General features: G+C 65.5%; 18 protein-coding genes. 10 read left to right on the top strand and 8 right to left on the bottom strand.

From position 1 onward, the window contains the following. Nucleotides 1-6: 6 nt before the first annotated feature. The 6 genes from glgC (at nucleotide 7) to FJU11_RS06555 (ending at nucleotide 8,325) form a co-directional block, all read left to right on the top strand. Nucleotides 7-1,269 (top strand): glucose-1-phosphate adenylyltransferase, encoded by a 1,263-nt coding sequence (gene glgC, locus FJU11_RS06580; protein WP_141166235.1) that lies wholly within the window; start codon nucleotides 7-9, stop codon nucleotides 1,267-1,269. A 5-nt stretch (nucleotides 1,270-1,274) separates the two neighbouring features. Next, complete coding sequence (glgA, locus tag FJU11_RS06575; RefSeq protein WP_141166291.1) at nucleotides 1,275-2,711, top strand: glycogen synthase GlgA; 1,437 nt, start codon at nucleotides 1,275-1,277, stop codon at nucleotides 2,709-2,711. 7 nt (nucleotides 2,712-2,718) lie between these two features. Next, complete coding sequence (locus FJU11_RS06570; protein WP_141166234.1) at nucleotides 2,719-4,347, top strand: alpha-D-glucose phosphate-specific phosphoglucomutase; 1,629 nt, start codon at nucleotides 2,719-2,721, stop codon at nucleotides 4,345-4,347. A gap of 154 nt (nucleotides 4,348-4,501) precedes the next feature. After that, nucleotides 4,502-6,559, top strand: a complete 2,058-nt coding sequence (glgX, locus tag FJU11_RS06565) for a glycogen debranching protein GlgX (RefSeq protein WP_141166233.1) — start codon at nucleotides 4,502-4,504, stop codon at nucleotides 6,557-6,559. A 90-nt stretch (nucleotides 6,560-6,649) separates the two neighbouring features. Beyond that, nucleotides 6,650-7,138 carry a MaoC family dehydratase gene (locus tag FJU11_RS06560; RefSeq protein ID WP_141166232.1) on the top strand — a complete coding sequence of 163 codons (489 nt, stop codon included), beginning with the start codon at nucleotides 6,650-6,652 and terminating at the stop codon, nucleotides 7,136-7,138. Nucleotides 7,139-7,452: 314 nt separating this feature from the next. Beyond that, the gene (locus tag FJU11_RS06555; protein WP_181408079.1) at nucleotides 7,453-8,325 is read left to right on the top strand and encodes a tetratricopeptide repeat protein; all 873 of its coding nucleotides are present in this window, start codon (nucleotides 7,453-7,455) and stop codon (nucleotides 8,323-8,325) included. 46 nt (nucleotides 8,326-8,371) lie between these two features. Here FJU11_RS06555 and FJU11_RS06550 read toward each other — a convergent pair whose 3' ends face one another. From FJU11_RS06550 to FJU11_RS06525, 6 genes are all read right to left on the bottom strand, one after another. Next, nucleotides 8,372-9,352, bottom strand: a complete 981-nt coding sequence (locus FJU11_RS06550; RefSeq protein ID WP_141166231.1) for an ABC transporter ATP-binding protein — start codon at nucleotides 9,350-9,352, stop codon at nucleotides 8,372-8,374. Further along, nucleotides 9,349-10,341: an ABC transporter ATP-binding protein gene (locus tag FJU11_RS06545; RefSeq protein WP_141166230.1), complete on the bottom strand. Its 993-nt coding sequence runs from the start codon at nucleotides 10,339-10,341 to the stop codon at nucleotides 9,349-9,351. Before FJU11_RS06545 ends, FJU11_RS06550 begins: the two co-directional genes overlap by 4 nt. Before the next feature lie 5 nt (nucleotides 10,342-10,346). Continuing rightward, on the bottom strand, nucleotides 10,347-11,252 hold the full coding sequence (locus FJU11_RS06540; protein WP_141166229.1) for an ABC transporter permease: 906 nt from the start codon (nucleotides 11,250-11,252) through the stop codon (nucleotides 10,347-10,349). A 2-nt stretch (nucleotides 11,253-11,254) separates the two neighbouring features. Then, the gene (locus FJU11_RS06535) at nucleotides 11,255-12,193 is read right to left on the bottom strand and encodes an ABC transporter permease (RefSeq protein ID WP_141166228.1); all 939 of its coding nucleotides are present in this window, start codon (nucleotides 12,191-12,193) and stop codon (nucleotides 11,255-11,257) included. A 145-nt stretch (nucleotides 12,194-12,338) separates the two neighbouring features. Next, nucleotides 12,339-13,928: an ABC transporter substrate-binding protein gene (locus tag FJU11_RS06530; RefSeq protein ID WP_141166227.1), complete on the bottom strand. Its 1,590-nt coding sequence runs from the start codon at nucleotides 13,926-13,928 to the stop codon at nucleotides 12,339-12,341. Between the two features lie 129 nt (nucleotides 13,929-14,057). Beyond that, nucleotides 14,058-16,082 (bottom strand): CocE/NonD family hydrolase, encoded by a 2,025-nt coding sequence (locus FJU11_RS06525; protein ID WP_141166226.1) that lies wholly within the window; start codon nucleotides 16,080-16,082, stop codon nucleotides 14,058-14,060. A gap of 155 nt (nucleotides 16,083-16,237) precedes the next feature. Here FJU11_RS06525 and FJU11_RS06520 point away from each other — a divergent pair, with 155 nt between their 5' ends. Continuing rightward, nucleotides 16,238-17,053 carry a helix-turn-helix domain-containing protein gene (locus tag FJU11_RS06520; protein WP_141166225.1) on the top strand — a complete coding sequence of 272 codons (816 nt, stop codon included), beginning with the start codon at nucleotides 16,238-16,240 and terminating at the stop codon, nucleotides 17,051-17,053. A 19-nt stretch (nucleotides 17,054-17,072) separates the two neighbouring features. On the opposite strand, the gene FJU11_RS06515 is transcribed toward FJU11_RS06520, so the two are convergent. Further along, a complete protein-coding gene (locus FJU11_RS06515; protein ID WP_141166224.1) occupies nucleotides 17,073-18,269 on the bottom strand; it encodes a pyridoxal phosphate-dependent aminotransferase in 1,197 nt (398 codons plus the stop codon). A gap of 6 nt (nucleotides 18,270-18,275) precedes the next feature. Beyond that, nucleotides 18,276-18,908, bottom strand: coding sequence for a TetR family transcriptional regulator C-terminal domain-containing protein (locus FJU11_RS06510; protein WP_141166223.1), 633 nt, complete (start codon nucleotides 18,906-18,908; stop codon nucleotides 18,276-18,278). A gap of 301 nt (nucleotides 18,909-19,209) precedes the next feature. Here FJU11_RS06510 and FJU11_RS06505 point away from each other — a divergent pair, with 301 nt between their 5' ends. From FJU11_RS06505 to FJU11_RS06495, 3 genes are all read left to right on the top strand, one after another. Next, nucleotides 19,210-19,977 carry an ATP-binding cassette domain-containing protein gene (locus FJU11_RS06505; RefSeq protein ID WP_141166289.1) on the top strand — a complete coding sequence of 256 codons (768 nt, stop codon included), beginning with the start codon at nucleotides 19,210-19,212 and terminating at the stop codon, nucleotides 19,975-19,977. An 80-nt stretch (nucleotides 19,978-20,057) separates the two neighbouring features. After that, nucleotides 20,058-20,840: a transporter substrate-binding domain-containing protein gene (locus tag FJU11_RS06500; RefSeq protein WP_141166222.1), complete on the top strand. Its 783-nt coding sequence runs from the start codon at nucleotides 20,058-20,060 to the stop codon at nucleotides 20,838-20,840. A gap of 86 nt (nucleotides 20,841-20,926) precedes the next feature. Continuing rightward, nucleotides 20,927-21,637 (top strand): ABC transporter permease, encoded by a 711-nt coding sequence (locus tag FJU11_RS06495; protein WP_141166221.1) that lies wholly within the window; start codon nucleotides 20,927-20,929, stop codon nucleotides 21,635-21,637. The last annotated feature ends 1 nt before the right edge of the window (nucleotide 21,638 follow it).

Genomic DNA, 21,638 nt, shown 5'->3' with positions numbered 1-21,638 from the left:
CAAGCGATGGATCACAGGACGAGCGGGCCTTTGGCACGCGACGCGATGGCGTATGTGCTGGCCGGCGGTCGCGGAAGCCGCTTGAAGGAACTGACGGACCGCCGCGCCAAGCCGGCGGTCTATTTCGGCGGCAAGTCGCGCATCATCGATTTCGCGCTGTCGAACGCGATCAATTCCGGCATCCGCCGGATCGGCGTCGCCACCCAGTACAAGGCGCATTCGCTGATCCGCCACCTGCAACGCGGCTGGAACTTCCTGCGGCCGGAGCGCAACGAAAGCTTCGACATCCTGCCCGCCAGCCAGCGCGTTTCGGAAACGCAGTGGTACGAGGGCACGGCCGACGCCGTCTACCAGAACAGCGACATCATCGAGTCCTACGGCCCGGAATACATGGTCATCCTGGCTGGCGACCACGTCTACAAGATGGACTACGAGGTCATGCTCCAGCGCCACGTCGATTCCGGCGCGGACGTCACGGTCGGCTGCCTCGAGGTGCCCCGCATGGAAGCGACCGGTTTCGGGGTCATGCATGTCGACGAGACCGACCGCATCGTCGATTTCATCGAGAAGCCCGCCGATCCGCCCGGCATTCCCGGCAACGAGGCGAACGCACTCGCCTCGATGGGCATCTACGTCTTCCATACCCGTGCACTGATGGAATTCCTGCGCGAGGACGCTGAAACGCCCGGTTCGAGCCGCGATTTCGGCAAGGACATCATTCCGCGCATCGTCAAGGGCGGCAAGGCGGTGGCCCATCGCTTTTCCGAATCCTGCGTGCGATCCGAAACCGAGACGCAATCCTACTGGCGCGACGTCGGCACCATCGACGCCTATTGGGAAGCGAGCGTCGACCTGACCGACGTCACGCCGGAACTCGACCTCTACGACCATAGCTGGCCGATCTGGACCTATGCCGAGATCAGCCCGCCGGCGAAGTTCGTGCACGACGAGAACGGTCGGCGCGGCTCGGCCGTCTCCTCGCTCGTGGCCGGCGACTGCATCATTTCCGGTTCCAGCCTCACGCGCTGCCTCGTTTCGGCCGGCGTGCGCGCCCATTCCTATTCCACGCTCGAGCGCGCGGTCGTCCTTCCGCGCTGCACGATCTCGCGCAAGGCGCGGCTGAAGAACGTCGTCATCGACCGCGGCGTCGTCATTCCGGAAGGGCTCGTCGTCGGCGAGGACCCCGAACTCGATGCCGCCCGCTTCCGGCGGTCGGACCGGGGCGTATGCCTCATCACCCAACCGATGATCGACCGGCTCGACGCGTGAGTGCGATGCGGGTCCTGTCCGTCGCGTCGGAGGTTTTCCCGCTCGTCAAGACGGGCGGCCTCGCCGACGTTGCGGGCGCCTTGCCGCCGGCCCTTTCCGCTCACGGCATCGAGGTCCGCACGCTGTTGCCGGGCTATCGCCGCGTGCTCGCCCGGCTCGGTGACGCCGTCGCAATCCATGCCTTCGACGATCTCTTCGGCACGCAGGCGCGGCTTCTCGAAGCGAAGAGCGAAGGCCTCGACCTCGTCGTTCTCGACGCGCCCTCGTTCTTCGATCGCGACGGTGGCCCCTATGCCGGGCCGGACGGTGTCGATTTCGAGGATAACTGGCGCCGGTTCGCCGCTCTTTCGGCTGCTGCCGCCGCGATCGCCGGCGGTGCGCTCGAGGACTGGCAGCCGGACCTCGTCCATGCCCATGACTGGCAGGCCGCGATGGCGCCCGTCTACATGCGCTACGCCGGCCTTTCCGTTCCCTCCCTCGTCACCGTCCACAACCTCGCCTTTCAGGGCCAGTTTCCGGCGGAGATCTTTGCGGATCTCGGCCTGCCGGCGGACGCCTTCGCGCTCGACGGCGTCGAATATTACGGCGGCGTCGGCTACCTGAAGGGCGGCCTCGCCTCGGCGAGCGCCATCACCACCGTCAGCCCGACCTATGCGCGCGAGATCACCACGCCGGAATTCGGCATGGGGCTCGATGGGCTGATCCGCGCCCGCGAGGGCGACCTCCACGGCATCGTCAACGGCATCGACACCGAGGTCTGGAACCCGGCGAGCGACGCGGCGATCGCGGCGAACTATTCCTCGGCCGACGATCCGGCGCGCGCCGAAAACCGCGCCGCCCTCGTCTCGCGGCTCGCCCTCGACGACGACGAAGCGCCGATCTTCGCGATGGTCGGTCGGCTGACATGGCAAAAGGGTCTCGACGTCCTCCTTGAAACGCTGGAAACGCTCGTTGCCGGCGGCGGCAAGCTCGCCATTCTCGGCACCGGCGATCCGGCGCTCGAAGCGGGCTTCCGGGCTGCCGCCGAAAGCCATCGCGGTCGCGTCGCCGTCGAGATCGGCTACGACGAGGGCCTGTCGCATCTCATGCAGGCCGGTGCGGACGCGCTGGTCGTCCCCTCCCGGTTCGAACCCTGTGGCCTGACGCAGCTCTGCGCGTTGCGCTACGGCTCGGTCCCAATCGTCGCGCGCACCGGCGGACTTGCCGATACGATCGTCGATGCGAACGAAGCGGCACTTTCCGCAGGCGTCGCGACGGGCTTCCAGTTCTCCCCCGTCGACGCGCCTTCGCTGGCGCATGCGCTCGCCCGCGCGATGAACGCCTTTGCCCGCCCGGAAACATGGACGCGGATGCGCGCGGAGGGCATGAAGGCGAACGTTTCGTGGGATCGCAGCGCAGCGCGCTACGCCGACCTTTACCGTACCCTCATCGAGCGAGGCTGAGACAGGGATGACCAGGACCGTATCGACCACGCCCTTCGACGATCAGAAACCGGGCACCTCCGGCCTGCGCAAGAAGGTGCCGCATTTCCGTCAGGAGCACTACGTCGAGAACTTCATCCAGGCGATCTTCGACGCGGCGGGCGACTACAAGGGCAAGACGCTCGTTATCGGCGGCGACGGTCGCTTCTACAACCGCGAGGTCGTGCAGATCGCCATCCGCATGGCCGCGGCGAACGGTTTCGGGCGCATTGTCGTCGGCCGTTCGGGCATCCTCTCGACGCCGGCAGCCTCCCACCTCATCCGCAAATACGGCGCCTTCGGCGGCATCATCCTCTCGGCGAGCCACAATCCCGGCGGGCCCGAGGAAGATTTCGGCATCAAGTTCAACACGGCGAACGGTGGCCCCGCACCCGAGCGCGTGACGAAGGCGATCTACGAGCGCGCCTCGACGATCACCGAATACACGACGTCGGACGAAGCCGATCTCGACATCGACATCAACGGCACATTCGAGACCGGGGGCGCCACCGTCGAGGTCATCGATCCGGTGACGGACTACGCCGACCTCATGGAGGAGCTCTTCGACTTCGAATCGCTTCGCTCGGCGATCGCGCGCGGCCTGACCATCACCTTCGACGCCATGTGCGCCGTCACCGGCCCCTACGCCAAGGAAATCTTCGAAAAGCGCCTGCTCGCCTCGCCGGGCTCGGTGCTGAACTTCATGCCGATGGAGGATTTCGGCGGTCATCATCCGGATCCGAACCTCGTCCACGCCCGTATGCTCTACGACCAGATGATGGGCGACGAGGCCACCGATCTCGGCGCCGCCTCCGATGGCGACGGCGACCGCAACATGATCATCGGCCGCGGCATCTTCGTGAACCCGTCCGATTCACTCGCCATGCTGGCCGCGAACGCCCATCTGGCGCCGGCCTACCGGAACGGGCTGAAGGGTGTCGCCCGGTCGATGCCGACGAGTGCTGCGGCCGATCGGGTGGCCGAAAAGCTCGGCATCGACGCCTACGAGACGCCGACGGGCTGGAAGTTCTTCGGCAACCTTCTCGACGCCGGCCGCGCCACGATCTGCGGCGAGGAAAGCTTCGGCACCGGCTCCGACCACGTGCGCGAGAAGGACGGCATCTGGGCCGTGCTCCTCTGGCTGACGATCCTCGCGGAGACCGGCAAGAGCCTCTCCGACATCGCCCATGCCCATTGGGCCGAATACGGCCGCAACTACTATTCCCGCCACGACTACGAAGCCGTCGACACCGAGGCCGCAAACCGGCTCGTCGAGGAACTGCAGGGAAAGCTCGGCAGCCTGGCCGGCACCGAGGCCGCCGGCATGACGATCGCGAAGGCCGACAATTTTGCCTATCACGATCCCATCGACGACACGACGACGGAAAACCAGGGCATCCGCGTCATCTTCGAAAACGGCTCGCGCGTCGTCTTCCGCCTTTCCGGCACGGGGACAGCAGGCGCCACGTTGCGCGTCTACCTGGAACGCTTCGAGCCTGCGGACGGCGACCACGACCTCGACCCACAGGCCGCCCTTGCGAACCTCATCAAGGCCGCCGACGAGATCGCCGGCATCGAGCGCCATACCGGCCGCGCGGAGCCGGACGTCATCACCTGAGACGCCAGTACTGCTCGAAACTCGCCGTCCGCGCGAAGACGGCGACGTTTCATCAACCCGAACGTGGTATGGTTTCAGCCGATCAGCCGTAGGTGACGCCGGTTGCTGAAATGCGACCGGCGACGTCGCGCGCACGCATTCGGGGGAACGAGCCATTTCTTTTCGCGTCGAACCATACGGGAACACGGACACCGGGGTATCGGACGAACCACCCCGCCTCGGCGCGACGCTTCACGACGGCGGCGTTACGTTCGCCGTTCATTCCGGAAATGCCGACACGATCGAACTCGTGCTCTTCGACGAGACCGGCGGGCGCGAGACCGCACGGCACAGGCTCGAACGCGAAGGCGATACGCACCGCGTTTTCGTCGATGGCATCGTGGCCGGCACGCGCTACGGCTTTCGTGCTCACGGGCCGTTCGATCCGGCGAACGGCCTTCGCTTCGATCCGTCGAAGCTCCTCGTCGATCCCTACGCCCTAGCGATCGATCGCCCTTTCGCGGCGGATCCGCGGCTTTCCGTCTTTGGCGAGGAGACTGCCGATCTCGTGCCGAAGGCGATCGTATCCGCCCCGCCAGCGGTCGCTCCGCGGACCCCGCGTTTCGAGCCGGGCGGTTTCGTCTACGAGCTTTCCGTGCGCGCCTTCACCATGCGTCATCCCGATGTCGTGGCCGAAAAGCGCGGCACGATCGCCGCGTTGGCCGAACCGGCGATCGTAAGGCATCTGACCGAGCTCGGCGTCGATGCCGTGGAGCTGATGCCGATCGCGGCATGGATCGACGAGGCGCATCTCGGGCCTCTCGGCCTTACCAATGCCTGGGGCTACCAGCCGGTTACGAACATGGCGCTCGACCCGCGCCTCGCACCCGGCGGCATCCACGAACTTCGCGAGACGGTCACGGTCCTCCACGAGGCCGGCATCGACGTCTTCCTCGACGTCGTCTTCAACCACACGGGCGAAGGCGACGAGGCCGGGCCGACGCTCTCGCTTCGCGGGTTCGACGCACCCCTTTACTACCGCCACGAGGCGAGCGACCCCGGCGCGCTCGTCAACGACACGGGCTGCGGCAACACGCTCGCCTGCGACCGGGCGCCGGTCGAAGCGCTGATCCTCGACACAATGCGCCATTTCGTGCGGCACGCCGGCATCGACGGCTTCCGGTTCGACCTCGCGCCGATCCTCGGGCGAAACGGCCGCGGCTTCCAGAAAGACGCACCGATCTTCGACCGGATGCGCGAAGATCCCCTGCTTGCCGATCGTATCATCATCGCCGAGCCGTGGGACATCGGTCCGAGCGGGCATCAGCTCGGCCGCTTCCCCTCCCCGTTCCTCGAATGGAACGACGGCTACCGCGACACGGTGCGCGACTTCTGGAATCCCGACGGCAGCCCGCCCGGTGCCATCGCCGCGCGACTGGCCGGCTCCGCCGACATCTTCGCCGCAGCGGCAGCGCGTTCGCGCACGGTCAACTTCATCGCCGCCCATGACGGCTTCGCGCTCGCCGACATCGTCGCCTACCGCGAGAAGCACAATGTTGCCAATGGCGAAGAGAACCGCGACGGCCACGACGACAACCGCTCGTGGAACCACGGCGTCGAAGGGCCGAGCGAGGATCCAGACGTCGCGGCCGCCCGGGCATCCGACCGTGCCGCACTGATCGCGACGCTCTTCACCTCGCGTGGCACGATCATGCTGACGGCCGGCGACGAGTTCGCCCGCACGCAGAACGGCAACAACAACGCCTACGCGCAGGACAACGCCACGACCTGGCTCGACTGGGAAGACCGCGACCATGCGCTGGCAGCGCTCGCCGCGAAGTGGTCCGACTTGCGCAAGCGCTTCCCCGCCCTTGCCGATCCGCGGTTCCTGACCGGCGAGGCGGCAGGCGACGGCGAGCCGGCCGACGTCGAATGGCTGCACCCCGAAGGTCGCGCCATGACCGTTGCCGACTGGGAGGCCCCGCAGACGGCAGGCCTTGCGATGGTGCTTTGCTGCAGCGAACCGGAAGCGGAGGCAAGCCGCATCGCCGTGCTGTTCAACCGCTCGCCGCATGCGCTGCGGTTCGAACTGCCCGCGCCATCCACCGGCGCGTGGGAGCGCCTCGACGAGACCCCGCTTCGAAGCGGGTCCACGATGGAGGTCGCGGGACGCAGCGTCGCTCTTCTTGCGGCCATGAAGCCTGGCGCGAGGTCCGGCGAGTACACGGCGTAAAAGCGCCGTTCGAGTACTAGCTAACGGACGCGGGAACGACTATCACGTCTCCACGAACCCGCCACCGCCTTCTGCTTTTTTGGAGAACGCATGCCGCGCGAGATTTCGCTCTGCGACATCAAGGGCCTCGTCGGCAGCGAACTCGGCGTATCCGCCTGGTTCACCGTCGACCAGTCGATGGTCGATTCCTTCGCGGATGCAACGAACGATCACCAGTTCATCCACGTCGATCCCGAGCGCGCGGCCGCCGAGACGAGCTACGGCGGAACCATCGCCCACGGGTTCCTGACGCTATCCCTGCTTTCGGCGATGAACTTCGATTGCCTGCCGCGCGTGCGCGAGCAGCAGATGGGCATCAATTACGGGTTCGAGAAAGTACGCTTCATGACGCCGGTGAAGACGGGCTCGCGCGTGCGCGGCCGCTTCACGATGGCCGAAGCCCGGTTTCGCGGTCCTTCCATGGTGATGACCACCTACGCCGTTACGGTCGAGATCGAGAACGAGCGCAAGCCGGCTTTGACGGCGCGCTGGATGACGCTGATCCAGTTCGATCCGAAGGACCGGCCGAGCGAAACGTGAAGTGCGAACACGCCTGCGATCGGACGCATGTGAGCCACCGTTTTCATTCCTCGCGATGCGGCCCTCGCGCCGCGCGCAACCTCGACAGGGGCACGGCACTTTGCTAACGCCTGCAACGATGCGGAGACGCCCTCGAAACGGGTGATTCGCGTCGCATGGCGGCGGAACCGGCACCTTTCGCAAGCCGGACGCACAAGCGTTTTGTTGCGTGATCCGGCGATGCGATTATTCTGGTGTCCGATGGTAAGGCCGGTTTTCCCGAACGGGCGATCGGCATGGCGGGCACGAAAGGAACGGGCGTGAACGAGGCACGGATGGCGGCAGGATCGATCGGCATGGTATCAACGCGACAGCGTACGCGTTCTTCGAACGCGCGCCGGCTGGCGGGTGTGGCGGCTCTTCTCGCTGCCGGATTTCTGGCGGGATGCCAGAGTAGCGGCGGCCCGAGCGTCATCTCGCTGGACCCTGCCCAGGGGTCGAGCCAGAACATCGATTCGCTGAGCCAGGTCATCGAGCGCAATCCGAACGACGCGTCCTCCTACAATGTGCGCGGCATGGCCTACGGTCAGGCCGGCGACTACCGAAAGGCGATGGACGACTTCAATCGCGCGACGCAGCTCGATCCGAAGTTCTACGAAGCCTACGCCAACCGAGCGCTGATCGAACGTCAGCGCGGCGACCAGCGCTCGGCCCTCGGCGACTACAACCAGGCCCTGCAGATCAATCCGCAATACGCCGACGCCTATATCGGCCGCGGTAACCTCTTCCGCGAGGCGGGCCAGCCGGACGATGCGCTCAGCGACTACAATCGCGCGATCGCGCTCAACACGACCAATCCCCGCGCGCGCTACAATCGCGGCCTGATCTACCAGCAGCGCGGCCAGCACGCCAAGGCGATCGAGGACTTCTCCGCCGCCATCTCGCTGTCGCCGCGCGCGACCCAGCCCTATAACGGCCGCGGCCTCTCCTATCTGGCAACGAAGGACGACGAGAACGCGCTCGCCGACTTCAACACCGCCATCGAACTCGATCGGCAGAACCCGGTTTCCTGGACCAATCAGGGGCTCGTCTACGAGGACGAGGGTATGCTCGCCAAGGCGCGCCGGTCCTACGCCTACGCCACGAACCTCGATCCGAACTATCGGCCGGCGAAAGAAGGGCTCGCACGCGTAGGCAACGCGACGTAGAGCCTTTCAGGGCTATCAGCGCTTCCGGAAGTTGAAAGGCAGCGCGCTATTCGCTCAGCGGATGGTGGCAGGTGTAGCGATGCGTTTCGCTTTCGCGCGTCACGCCGGGGGCGACACGCCGGCAATCGTCCTGCGCGTAGAGGCAGCGCGTATGGAACTCGCAGCCTTTCGGGCGATCGAGCAGGCTCGGCACTTCGCCGGAGATCTCGATGCGCTCCTTCGCGGCATCCGGATCGGGCTCTGGATTGGCTGAAAGCAGAGCCTCGGTATAGGGGTGACGCGGATGGAAGAAGACGTCTTCCGTCGGTCCCTGCTCCACGAACCGGCCGAGATACATGATCGCCATGCGGTCGGTGATATGGCGCACGACGTTGAGGTTGTGCGTGATCACGAGGATCGCGACGCCGAGCCGACGCTGGAGGTCGCCGAGGAGGTTCAGGACTTCCGCCTGGACGGAGACGTCGAGGCCCGCCGTCGGCTCGTCGGCGATGACGAGCTTCGGATCGAGCGCTAGTGCGCGCGCGACACCGACGCGCCGCGCCTGACCGCCGGAAAGCTGATGGGGAAAGCGCGAGGCGAAGTCCGGGCCGAGGCCGACCATCGTCAACAGCCGCGAGGCCTCCTCGTCGAGATCGCGCCCCTTCACGCCGTGGATTCGGAACGGTTCGGTGACGAGGGAACGCACGGTGAGCCGCGGAGAAAGCGAGCCGACCGGGTCCTGCCACATCATCGACATTTCGCGGCGCAAGGCGCCGTACTGCCGCTCGCCGAGCCCCGCGATCTCGCGTCCGTCGAAGCGGATCGATCCGTCGGCGACCGGGTTGAGGCCGATCAGCGCCCGTGCGATCGTCGATTTTCCGGAACCGCTCTCGCCGACGAGGCCGAGCGTCTCGCCTTCGCGGATCGAGAAGGACACGCCGCAGACCGCGTCGATGAACGGATCCTCGACGCCGCGAATCCTCGCACGCAGGCTGCCGATCGTGCGGAACCGCACGCGCAGATCCTCGACTTCGAGCAGTGCACTCACGCCGCAACCTCCTCTTCGTCGAGAAGGAAGCAGCGGGCGACATGGTCCTCGCCTTCGGCGACATACGGTTCGGGGTGCTCGCGCTCGCACCGGCCGAAGGCCTTCGGGCACCGCGCCTTGAAGATGCAGCCGCCGGGGACATTCCGAAGATCCGGAAGCTCGCCCGGAATGGTCGGCAGTTCGCGCGTCTTTTCCTTGATGCGGCCCGGATCGCACTCGAAGAGCGCCTGCGTGTATGGGTGCGAGGGGCGGTGGAAGATCTCGCGCACCGGCCCCTTCTCGACGACTTCCCCGGCATACATGACGACGACGTCGTCGCACAGTTCCGCCACGGTGCCGAGATGGTGCGAGACGAAGACGACCGAGCAGCCGAGGTCGCTCTGCAGGTCCTTCAGCATGTTGATGATCTGCACCTCGAGGGTAGCGTCGAGCGCCGTCGTCGGCTCGTCCGCGACGAGGAGTGCCGGCCGGGTCAAAAGCGCCATGGCGATGCACAGGCGCTGGCGCATGCCGCCGGAAAAATGGTGCGGATAGGCGTCGAGCCGGCTTGCGGCATCGGGAATGCCGACGCGCTCCAGCATTTCGATCGCGGCGGTGCGCTTCTCGGCACTGGAGCGTTTCGAACGGTACTGGATCTCGTACATCTGCCGGCCGATGGTCGTCACCGGGTTGAGCGCCGTCATCGGATCCTGGAACACCATCGAGATCCGCTGGCCGCGCAACTCCCGCAAGCGGCGCTCGCCGAGCTCAAGGATGTTTTCGCCTTCGAAATCGATGGTGCCCGCGACGATGTCGGCATTGCCGGGTACGAGCCGCATCAGGCTGTGGGCGAGCGTGGACTTGCCACAGCCGCTTTCGCCGACGATGCCGACGATGCGGCCCTTCGGAACGGCGAAATGAACGTTGCGCAACGCGTGCAGGCGCCCGCGCGGCGTGCCGAAGTCCAGCGACAGGTCGGACACGGTGAGAAGGGGTTCGGCTTGCGGCATGGGCCTCAAAGGTCCCGTCTGAGCTTGGGATCGAAGATGTCGCGCAGCGCCTCGCCGAGGAAGGTGAAGCCGAGCGTGACGATGACGATCGGCACGCTGCCGGAGATCACCGGCCAGGGCGAGTTGCGGATGACGCCGTAGCCGTCGTTGAGGATCGTGCCCCAGGAAGGCGTCGGCGGGCGCACGCCCATGCCGAGGAAGCTCAGGCCCGCTTCCGTCGCGATGACGAGAGGCACGTCCATGGAGACTAGGATGAGCAGCGGTCCGATGACGTTCGGCAGGATGTGGATGGCGAGCGTGCGCATCGTGCCGGCGCCCATGGCGCGCTCGGCCTGAATGTATTCGGCATTGCGCAGCGACTGCGTCTGCGTGCGGGCGATGCGCGCATAGATCGGCACGGAGGTGATGGCGACGACCAGGATGACCGTCTGCAGGCTCGGGCCGAGGAGCGTCACGAGCGCGAGGCCGAAGACGATGACCGGGAAGGACCGCACGGCATCGAAGAGGAGAAGCAGGATGTTGTCGAGCCATTGCGGCCCGTAGCCGGCGATGAGGCCGAGCAGCAGGCCGATCGTCAGCGCCGTTCCGAGGGTTGCGACGGCGACGAGCATGGCGATGCGGCTGCCGGCGATCACGCGCGATAACGTATCGCGACCGAGCTGGTCCGTGCCGAGCCAGTGCGCCCATGACGGACCGCCGAGCCGGGGACCGACGAAGATCTGCGTCGGGTCGTAGGGCACGATCCAGGGCGAGAGGATGGCGCAGCCGATGATCAGCACCACGAGCACCAGTCCGACGATACCGAGCGGGTTGCCGGCGAGCTGCGTCGCATACTGGCGCAGCGCGCCCGGCTCGCGACGCGTGCGCTTCGCGTGATCGGCGATGGAAACGTTCTCTTCGCTCGCAGCCATCGTCAAAGGTTCTCGCGTACACGGGGATCGAGCCAGGCATTGACCAGGTCCGAGATGAGGGTCGCCACGACGATGATGCCCGTCGTCACGAGCACGCAGCCGAGCACGATCGGATAGTTGCGCGAATCGACCGCCTTGACGATCAGCGCGCCGATTCCGGGACGTGCGAAGATCACCTCGGCGAAGACGGCGGCCGAAAGCAGGTAGGCGACGCCGGCGCCGATCAGCGTGACGGCCGGCAGGACGGCGATGCGCAGCGCATAGGCGACGACGATCTTGCGCTCGCGAAGGCCGAAGGCGCGGGCCATGCGCACATGCGTCTCGCCGAGCACTTCCAGCATGGAGGCACGCACGATGCGCGCCAGATAGCCGACCCAGGATATGCCGACGGCGAAGGCCGGCAGGACGAGATGGTGGAAACTATCGGCAAACCCCTCCCCCGCGCCGACGGCCGGGAACCACTTCAGCCCCACGGCGAAGGCGAGCAGCGCATAGAGCGCCATGACGAAGGAGGGAATGGAGATCGTGCTGACCGAAAGCACGCCGGTGATCTTGTCGAGCCAGGTGTTGCGGTGAAGGGCGGAGTAGCAGCCGAGCGGAATGCCGAGCGCCGCCGCCCAGGCGATCGACGCGGTAATGAGCATCAGCGTGTAGGGCAGCTGTTCCATGACGATCGTCGTCACCGAACGATCGGTGAAGACGTCCCTGCCGAGATCGCCGCGAAGCACGTTGCCGAAGAAGATCGCCATCTGCATCGGGAACGAGCGGTCGAGACCCATCGCCTCGCGCGTCTTGGCGATGAGTTCCGGGGTGGCCCGGGGCCCGAGGATCATCACCGCCGGGTCGCCCGGCACGAGATGCAGCATGACGTTGAGGATCGTGACGGCCAGAACGACCACGATCACGGAAAGGCCCAATCGCCGGATGAAGTAGAAAAGCACCGCTAAACGGTTTCCCTATCCATGTTTTCCCGATCGCTCGATGCGACCGGGCTCGGCGCACCGACCAAACTCGAACCGCCGGGTTCCAGGGCCGGTGCGCAGAATCGGCAGCCGGCGGCAGCGTGAACCGCCGGCCGTTCCACCGTCAGGCCGGCTTGAAGAACCGGAAGAGCGGGCGCGCATCGGGGCGCAAGGCCGGCTTCACGCTGTCGCGGAACATGACCGGGCTCGCCTCGTGGGTGAGGAAGCGATAGGCGCCGGACTGCTCCATGAGGTCCTGCATCTTGTGATACATGGCCGCGCGCTTGTCGTGATCGGTTTCCTGCAGGGCCTCCTGATTGAGCTTGTCGAACTCCTTGTTCGAGAAACGCTCCCAGTTCCAGATGCCGACCTGATCGGTGGTGAACCACTGCGTGGCGTAATAGGGGTCGGGCAGCATCGAGAAGCGGTTGACGATCAGCTGCATCTTCTTCCAGCGATCGCCCTCGCTCTCCATGCCGATCGTCCAGAACGAACCGGAGTCCTGCACGTTCACCTTGAGCTGGATGCCGATCTGGGCGAGCTGCGCCTGGATGACCTGGGCGATCGCCGTCCAGGTGGTCGCGTTCAGCGTGTCGATGGTCAGCGGCTCGATCGGCGGGCCGCCGGCCTTTTCCAGGAACGCCTTGGCCTTCTCCAGATCGCCTTCGGGCGGCACGATCTCGCTTTCGCGGTGGCCGGTGAGGCCGGGCGCGATCAGCCCCGTTGCCGGTTTCGCCTGGTTGAAATACGCCGCCTGCATGATCTGCGGAACGTTGATCGCGTACTGGATCGCCTTGCGCAGGTTGATGTCCGTGAGCGCCGGGTTCTCCATGTTCATCCCGACCCAGACGTAATAGAGCGACGGGTATTCCTGGATCGTGGTCTTCGCCGGGGGCGATTCCTTGTACTTCGAGAGCGAGGAAAGACTGACGGCCGTAAAGTCGAGGTCGCCCGACTCGTAGGCGATCTCCATGGTCTTCTCGTCGTCCATCGGCAGGATGCGGATCTCGTCGTAGCCGGGCTTGGTGCCCTTCCACTCGGGATTACGGGTGAGCTTGACGTATTGTCCCGGCTTCCAGGTATCGAGAATATACGGTCCGGAAAACGCCGGCGGCTTCATGCCGAAATCACCGCCGTCCTTGGTCGCTTCCATCACCGCCTTCTTGGAGACGATGCAGCCCGTGCCGTAGGGCAGCGTGATCGTCCACAAGGGCTCGAACGGCTCCTTGAGCACGATCGTGCCTTCGTACTTGCCGGTCACCTCGACATGGTCCAGAGGGCCCCAGTCGCCCTTGACCGGGGAATCGTGCTTGATGACGCGTTCGAAGGAGAACTTGACGTCCTCGGCGGTCATTTCGCCATGGCCACCGGTGAACATGATTCCCTTCTTGAGCCGGAAGGTGATGTGCGTCGGGTCGACCTGCTTGACCTCCTCGGCAGCCTGCAGCGAGGTGTCCCACTCCCTGCCCGGCACGTAGTGCACGAGCTTGGAATAGATGCAGTTCATGACGTCGACATTGTAGCCGTTCTGGTAGAAACCGGGGTCCAGCTCGTCGATGTCGGCATACGAACTGATATGCAGGACCTTGCCGGACTGCGCCCATACGGCGGTGCTGATCGGCATCGAGGCGGCAGCGAGCCCCGCGACGGCCGATCCCTTCAGAAAGCCGCGCCGATCGATGCCCTTCGATTTGGGAAAGGGGTTTGCACTCATTATTCGCGTTCTCCTCTGAACTCGAAAACCCGTTCTTTTTGTTGGATGATTAAATTGCGATGGATGCCGTGCATTCAACTTCGCATATCGCCCGTAACGACGCCATAAAAGCTTCAACCTGCGAATGCTTCAGACGTGATTACGAGGGATCCTTTCGTCCCACGTCAGTTCCTTGACGAGCGTTTCCCCGTCGAAGGCGCTCAGCTTCGCCTCGATGCGGAACACCTTGGCGTCGGACGTCAGCCGTGTCCACGTTTCGGTGCGGATCATCCAGTCCTTGCGCGCGAAATCGAACGACCATGCCGCCTCGCCATAGGCCGAGCCGTGATCGTTGCCGGTGAAGCCGTAGGTCTCGGTGCCACGGCCGGACATGACGAGGCCGTTGTCGGTGAAGCGCGTCTTTCCGCGATCCTCGACGATGTCGATGCGCGTGGTCCCCTTTCCGAGATCGTGGACGACATGCCAGGAGGCGTTCGCAGGCTCCATCGTCTCGAGCGTCGTGAAGCCGGCAAGCCGGCTTTCGCCGAACGGTTCGAGCGCGTCGTCGTCGGGCGAAGGCGTGCGCTCGGGCAGACGCAGGGCGCATTCACCCGGATGGACGGTCAGCGTCACCGGTTCGGGCGACGGCCAGGCGAGCGGGAAATAGTTCGTCGAGATCGAAAGCCGGATGCGGTGGCCCCGGCGGAAATGCTGGGCGACGTGCTTGAACGGCACGGTGACCGTGGTGCGCTTGCCCGGCTCGAGCTTTTCGGGAAATTCATGGCTCTCGCGGTGGGTCAGGTTGAAGAGACCGTAGGATACGCGCGTCGCCGCTCCGTCGGGCGCGACGTCGCTGAGGCGCACGGCGACGATCGCGTCCGGCCGGTCGCATTCGAAGACGAGGTCGAGGGCTGCGTCGCCGGCCATCTCGAAGGGTTCGTCGAGGGGAGCGGTCTCGAAGACGAGGCTGCCGGCGTCGTCGGCGCGCTGGTCGACCGGCTGGTCGCCGGCGCGCGCGTAGGAGCACCATTTTCCTGCCGCGAGCCCGACCGTGAGCGGCGAACAGATCGAGAGCGGTTCCATCCGCTCGTCGGAGGGCATGTCCGCAAGCCGCCCGTCGCGGCTTAAATAAAAGTGTCGCGGACGCACATTCGGGGAGGGCCACGACGGCTCGGCGACCCACCGGCCTTCGCGCTCTTCATAGACGCTTTTCGGTTCGGCATGGTCCTGCATGAAGATGCGAAGGCGCGGCTCGTCCATGACGCCGTTCTCCTCGCCCTTCAGCCATCGATCCCACCAGCGAATCTCCTCGTCGAGGAAGTTGATCGCCGGACCCGGACGTCCGATGTGCGGATAGGTATGTGCCCACGGACCGACGAGCCCCTTGCGTGGCCCTTTCAGGTTTTCCATCAGCCGGAAGACCGAGCGACAGTAGCCGTCCGCCCAGCCGGAGACCGCATAGACCGGCACCTGCACGTCGTCGAAGTTCTCGCAGACCGAACCGTGCTTCCAGAAGCTGTCGCGCGTTTGATGTTCCAGCCAGTTCTTGAGCCAGAGGCCGCTTTCCTCGAGCCTTCGCATCCAGTCGCGCCGCCATCGTTCACCGACATTGCGAGGGTCGGGCGGCAGCGTGTTGCGGCCGAACATGATCGATGCCCAGGAAAGCTGTTCGCCGAGAAGCGCACCGCCCATGTAGTGGATGTCGTCGGCATAGCGGTCGTCGGTGGAGCAGCAGGTGATCACCGCCTTGAGCGCCGGCGGGTTGAGGGCCGCGACCTGCAATCCGTTGAACCCGCCCCACGAGATGCCGATCATGCCGATGGCACCGGTGCACCACGCCTGTTCGGCGAGCCAGGCGATCGCGTCGGCGCCGTCCTGCAGCTCCTGCGGCGTATATTCGTCGAGCATGGCGCCTTCGGAATCGCCCGCGCCGCGCAGGTCGAGCCGGACATAGGCATAGCCATGGCCGGCGATGTAGGGCGCCGTGCCGGCGTCGCGCGGGAAGGTGAAATCGCTCTTGCGGTAGGGAATGTATTCGAGCACGGCCGGAACGGGATGATCCTCGGCGTCCTTCGGCAGCCAGACGCGCGCGGCGAGCAGGCAGCCGTCCGGCATCGGGATCTCGATGTGTTCCAGTTCCCGCACCGTGCGGGGAAATTCGCGAACGATGGCCATGGCGACGGGCTCCGCGGTCTCTGTCTTCTGCAGCGTGAGGTGGATGGCCGGACGACGCACCCGAAGAACACTAATTTAGCATCGCTGCCGCCGCTTCAATTTCGCAGCCATTCGCTGCTTGACACCCGGCGAGCGTCAGTTAGCGATAGTCGGCCATGACGACCGATCACGACCCACTGCCAGCCAACCTCGCCTATGCCTGCAGCCTGTTCCCCTCGGTGGCGGAAGTCTGCCGGCGCCTCGGCGTCAACCGCCAGCAATTCAACAAGTATCTCTCCGGCCAGGTCCGTCCCTCCCGCCACAACATGCGCAGGATGTGCGACTTCTTCGGCGTGACCGAATGGGAAATGCTGATGGAGGAGCAGCGCTTCGCCGAGATCCTCTCCGTTCGCACCAAGCCGATACCATCGGCCACGTCGAACCTCGAAATCCGGCATATCGAGACGTTGCACGCCAACTCGGCGAACCTCGACCGCTATGTCGGCTATTATTTCCGCTACTTCTACGCCTTCGGCTACCCCAACCGCATCATCAAGTCGCTCGGCACCATCTACGAACGCGACCGCCGCTTCTTCTGGAAGAACGTCGAGATCATGCCGAGCGACATCTTCGGCACGGCTTATTCGTTCACCAAGTACCAGGGTTCGGTCTTTTATCTCGGCGAGCGCATCTACGTGATCGAATACGAGGCGCTGCTTGCGACCTCCATCACCTCGATGACGCTCTATCCCTCCTATCATGCGCGCCTCAACCACCTGACCGGCGTGCAGACCGGCGGCCCGACGAAGCGCGGACGCAAGCCGGCGGCATCGTTCGTCCTCCTCGAATTCCTCGGCAGGTCGATCAACCGGCGTCAGGCGCTGAAGAGCTGCGGCCTCTTCGAAGAGGACACGATCGATCCGCGCATCCGCACGCACATCGTCAACCGCATGCCGGAAAACGCCCACGTCTTCGAGGCCGAGCAGAGCTGAAGGCCCCGGCCGGGAGCCTTCAGCCGTGCGCGGCGATGCCGTTCGCCATCAACGAGGCCGCGAAATCGCCGATCCGTCGGCAGGCCTCGCGCAGCGTCTCGTCGGGTACGGTGAGGCTGAGGCGGACATAGGCTTCGGCATTGTCGCCGAACGACGAACCGGGCATGACCGCCACGCCCGCCTCGTCGAGCAGCGCAAGCGCGAAATCCGCACCGGCCAGCCCGGTCGGCGAGACGTCGAGGAGGATGAACATGCCGGCTGCCGGCGGCAGAGGCCGCAGGCCGGGTGCCTCGCGCAACGCCTCTTCGATCAGCCGGGCACGCCGGCGATAGGCCTTGCGCATGCCGCGCGACGTGCCGGGATCGTTGCTGAGCGCAGCGGTCGTCATGTCGGCGATGAAAGGCTGGTTGCCGAACAGCATCGTTTCGGAAACCGGCAGCGCCCGCCGGCAGAATTCCGCCGGTCCGATCGCCCAGCCGCTACGAAAGCCGGGGGCCGCATGCGACTTCGAGATGGAAGAGACCGCGATCGCACGCTCCGCAAAGCGCGGGTCGTCGAAGGGCGAAGCGGCCTCCCCTTCGAAGACGAGTTCTTCGTAGACCTCGTCGCAGACGATCCAGAGATCGTGCTTCTCGCAGACCGCGCCGATCGCGGCGACATCCTCCGCGCTCAGGACGGCGCCGGTCGGATTGTGGGGCGAGTTGAGAAGCAGCACGCGACATTCCGGCGTGATCGCGGCCTCCAGATCCTTCGCCTGCATCCGGAAACCCGCCTCCGCGCGCAACGGAACCGTGCGCATGCCGGCTCCGCTCGCGCGGATGATGCCCTCATAGGTCGCGTAGAACGGATCGCCGACGAGGACGTCGTCGCCGGCCTCGGTCAGCGTCAGCATGACCGCGAAGAGCGCCGTCTGCGTGCCCGGGAAACACAGGACGTTTTCCGGCGTGACGCGACGGCCGGCGCGTTCGGAATACTTCTCGGCCAGAACGGCGAGGAGTTCCGGCTCGCCGCGTCCGCTCGAATAGCGCGTCCGGCCGGCCGTCATCGCATCGGTGCAGGCGGCGACGAGCGCCGGATCGACCGGCACGTCCGGCTCTCCGATGGTCAATTCGATGATCGGCTCCCCGCTCGCGATCCGCTCGCGTGCGGCCAGATGAACCGCCCATTTGCCCGAGCCGAGATCGGCGAGCCGTTCGGTGATGGAGGCGTAGTGCATGTCTGTTCACGTCCTTTTTGCCGGCTGTGAAAGCGGCAGATCGAGAATGGCTTCGACCGATTCGACGCCCATTTCGCCGAGCGAGCTGTCGGCAAAGAGATCGGGTGCGAGCGAGCCTTCCAACCACAACCCGTCGATCAGCGCGTTGATCTTGATGGCGGAGCGCGCCGCATCGCCGGTACGACCGGCCTCCGCGAACACCTCGCGCACCATTTGCTCCACCTCCGCACGGAAGCCGGCATAGGCCTCGTCGTGGATGGCGGCCATGCGGTCGTCCTGGTGCACGATGCCGATGAAGCCGGCCCAGAGCGTCAACCGCTTCGCGTCGAGGACGGGCGGCGTGAGATTGGCGACGACGAAGAGCCGCAGCCGTTCGCGCGGCGAACCGCTCGACGCGGTCGCGGCCTCGCGTGCCATCACCGTCATTTCCTCCATGGTCGCCCGGTAGGCTTCGCGCACCATGGAGTCCTTGTCGGCGAAGTAATGCCGGATGAGCCCGTTGCTCACGCCGGCCTGCGCGGCGATCTCGCGCACGCTCGCGCCATGCATGCCGTGTTCGGCGATGCATTCGATGGTCGCCGCGACGAGCGCCGCGCGACGCTCGTCGCCGGATTGGCGGCGAAACGGCCGCCGGGTCACGTCGCACCCTTGCGGACAGGCATCCTCGTCACCGCGCCCTCCCGTTGGGGTGTGTTGGCCCTTTCAGGCCTCTGCGACGCGCGCACCACCAGCCGGACGAACGTAATTATACATTTGCATAATTCGTCTTCAAGTGCATGATGAGCCCAACCAAGACGAAAAACATACTCATGGGAACGACGATCGACGCGATGATGCTCTACGGCCCGAAATCGAGAGCAGGGCGAGCGGAACCGGCTTGAGCCAGGAGACCGCGCCCTCCCCGACCGCCGATCGTGCCTCCGGTCATGCCACAGGTGCCATGCGCGAGGCCGTGGTCGAACTGGTCGACGTGCACAAATCCTTCGGCCAGCTCGAGGTGCTGAAAGGCATCTCGATGACCTCCCATGTCGGCGACGTGACGGCGATCATCGGTGCGAGCGGCTCCGGCAAGTCGACGCTGCTTCGCTGCATCAACATGCTGGAGATCCCGAGTTCGGGCACCGTGCGCGTCCATGGCGAGGAGATCGGCCTTCGCCGCAATGGCCATGGCGAGAGCGAGATCGCCGACCGCCGGCAGATCCAGCGCATCCGCACCCGGCTCGGCATGGTCTTCCAGTCCTTCAATCTGTGGCAGCACATGACGCTGCGCGACAACGTGATCGAAGTGCCGATCCACGTGCTCGGCCGCAAGCGCGACGAAGCGATCCGCGACGCGGACGCGCTGCTCGAGCGGGTCGGCCTGTTCGAAAAGCGCGACACCTTTCCCGCCTATCTCTCGGGAGGGCAGCAGCAGCGTGCGGCGATCGCACGTGCGCTCGCCATCAACCCCGACGTCATGCTCTTCGACGAGCCGACCTCCGCGCTCGATCCCGAACTGGTCGGCGAGGTGCTGACCGTCATCCGAGATCTCGCGAGCGAGGGACGCACCATGATCCTCGTCACCCACGAGATGAGCTTCGCGCGCGAAGTCGCCAACCGCGTGATCTTCCTCCATCAGGGCCTCGTCGAGGAGGAAGGTGAGCCGAACGCCATCTTCAACCATCCGAAATCGGAGCGCCTGCAGCGCTTCATCGGCTCGATCCGATGAGATCGAGCCAGCCCACGGCAGGCGGCACGGCCGCACGCCGCGTTCGACCGACCACCGGATCCATAAGAGGGAACAGACGCATGAAATCCTTGCTCACGAAGATCGCGCTCGCAGCCTTCGCGATCGCCCTGCCGCTCGGCGCTTCGGCGCATGCTGCCGAAACCGTCAAGGTCGGCATCTCCGCCGAGCCCTACCCGCCCTTCAGCCAGCCCGACGCCTCCGGCAACTGGAGCGGCTGGGAGATCGACATCATGCATGCGGTCTGCAAGCAGGCCGATCTCGACTGCAAGATCACACCCGTTTCGTGGGACGGCATCATTCCGGCGCTCAAGTCCGGCAAGATCGACATGATCTTCAATTCGATGTCGATCACCGCCGACCGCAAGAAGGAGATCGACTTCTCCGAGAAGTACTACCAGACGCCGGCGATCGTCGTCGGCCAGAAGTCCGAGGACTTCAAGCCGACGAAGGACGGCATGGACGGAAAGTATCTGGGCGTTCAGGTTTCCACCATTCACGAGACCTATGCGCGTAAGCATTTCCCCGGCGCCAGCCTCAAGGTCTACCAGCAGCAGGACGAGGCCAATCAGGACCTCGTGAGCGGACGCATCGACGCGACGCTCGCCGATGCGCTCGCCCTGCAGCCCTTCCTCGACAGCGATCAGGGCAAGGCATGCTGCGAGATGAAGGGCAAGGTCGATCCGGACGCCGACGTGCTCGGTACGGGCATCGGCGCCGGCTTCCGCAAGGGCGACGACGACCTGAAGAAGAAGGTCAACGCCGCGATCGACGCCATCCGCCAGAACGGCACTTACAAGAAGATCTCCGACAAGTACTTCGACTTCGACATCTACGGCGGCTGACGCTCGCGGACACGGTGGCCGGCGCCATGCCGGCCGCTGCCAAGCCGGACAGCCGAGGGGACGAACGGTAGGAGACGACGGCCACGATGGGCATCGACTGGAGCCTTCTCGCCCTATCCCCGCCGGGCTGGGGCGGGGTCTTGCTGAGGGGCCTCGTCACCTCGCTCGAAATCGCCGGAGGCGGCTATGCGCTCGGCCTGGCGATCGGCGTCGGCGGCGCCTTCGGCAAGCTTTACGGCGGTCCCGTCACGCGCGATCTCCTCGAGTGCTACACGACCGCCATTCGCGCGATCCCGGAACTCGTCCTCATCGTGCTGATCTATTACGCCGGCACGGACGCCGTGAACCGGCTGGCGGAAAGCCTCGGCCACGACGCCGTCAACATCAACGGCCTCGTCGCCGGCATCTTCGTCATCGGCATCGTCCAGGGCGCCTACTCGACGGAGGTGCTGCGCGGGGCGATCAAGGCCGTGCCCTTCGGCGAAATCGAGGCGGCGCGTGCCTACGGCATGCCGTCCGGCCTGCTCCTGCGCCGGATCACGCTGCCCGCCATGCTGCCGCATGCCATTCCGGGCCTCGCTAATCTCTGGCTCATCGCCACGAAGGATACGGCCCTTCTCGCCGTCGTCGGCTTTACCGAACTGACCATGGCGACACGCCAGGCGGGCGGCGCGACGAAGGATTACTTCCTCTTCTTCTGCGCAGCCGGCATCCTCTATCTCATGGTCACGCTCGTCTCGAACCAGATCATTCGCGTGGTCGAACGCCGCGCGCGACGCGGCATGCGGGAGGTGTGAA

It is taken from the genome of Pararhizobium mangrovi (assembly GCF_006516965.1).
Lineage (GTDB): Bacteria > Pseudomonadota > Alphaproteobacteria > Rhizobiales > Rhizobiaceae > Pararhizobium_B > Pararhizobium_B mangrovi.
This window is presented reverse-complemented; position numbering and strand designations above follow the sequence as displayed.

Bases quoted from the DNA above. Each gene is read 5' to 3' on its own strand.
- FJU11_RS06560 (WP_141166232.1), top strand. From the start codon at position 6,650: ATGCCGCGCGAGATTTCGCTCTGCGACATCAAGGGCCTCGTCGGCAGC.
- FJU11_RS06520 (WP_141166225.1), top strand. From the start codon at position 16,238: ATGACGACCGATCACGACCCACTGCCAGCCAACCTCGCCTATGCCTGC.
- FJU11_RS06540 (WP_141166229.1), bottom strand. From the start codon at position 11,252: ATGGCTGCGAGCGAAGAGAACGTTTCCATCGCCGATCACGCGAAGCGC.
- FJU11_RS06555 (WP_181408079.1), top strand. From the start codon at position 7,453: ATGGCGGCAGGATCGATCGGCATGGTATCAACGCGACAGCGTACGCGT.
- glgC (WP_141166235.1), top strand. From the start codon at position 7: ATGGATCACAGGACGAGCGGGCCTTTGGCACGCGACGCGATGGCGTAT.
- FJU11_RS06515 (WP_141166224.1), bottom strand. From the start codon at position 18,269: ATGCACTACGCCTCCATCACCGAACGGCTCGCCGATCTCGGCTCGGGC.
- FJU11_RS06570 (WP_141166234.1), top strand. From the start codon at position 2,719: ATGACCAGGACCGTATCGACCACGCCCTTCGACGATCAGAAACCGGGC.
- FJU11_RS06530 (WP_141166227.1), bottom strand. From the start codon at position 13,928: ATGAGTGCAAACCCCTTTCCCAAATCGAAGGGCATCGATCGGCGCGGC.
- FJU11_RS06505 (WP_141166289.1), top strand. From the start codon at position 19,210: ATGCGCGAGGCCGTGGTCGAACTGGTCGACGTGCACAAATCCTTCGGC.
- glgA (WP_141166291.1), top strand. From the start codon at position 1,275: ATGCGGGTCCTGTCCGTCGCGTCGGAGGTTTTCCCGCTCGTCAAGACG.
- FJU11_RS06545 (WP_141166230.1), bottom strand. From the start codon at position 10,341: ATGCCGCAAGCCGAACCCCTTCTCACCGTGTCCGACCTGTCGCTGGAC.
- FJU11_RS06495 (WP_141166221.1), top strand. From the start codon at position 20,927: ATGGGCATCGACTGGAGCCTTCTCGCCCTATCCCCGCCGGGCTGGGGC.
- FJU11_RS06500 (WP_141166222.1), top strand. From the start codon at position 20,058: ATGAAATCCTTGCTCACGAAGATCGCGCTCGCAGCCTTCGCGATCGCC.
- FJU11_RS06525 (WP_141166226.1), bottom strand. From the start codon at position 16,082: ATGGCCATCGTTCGCGAATTTCCCCGCACGGTGCGGGAACTGGAACAC.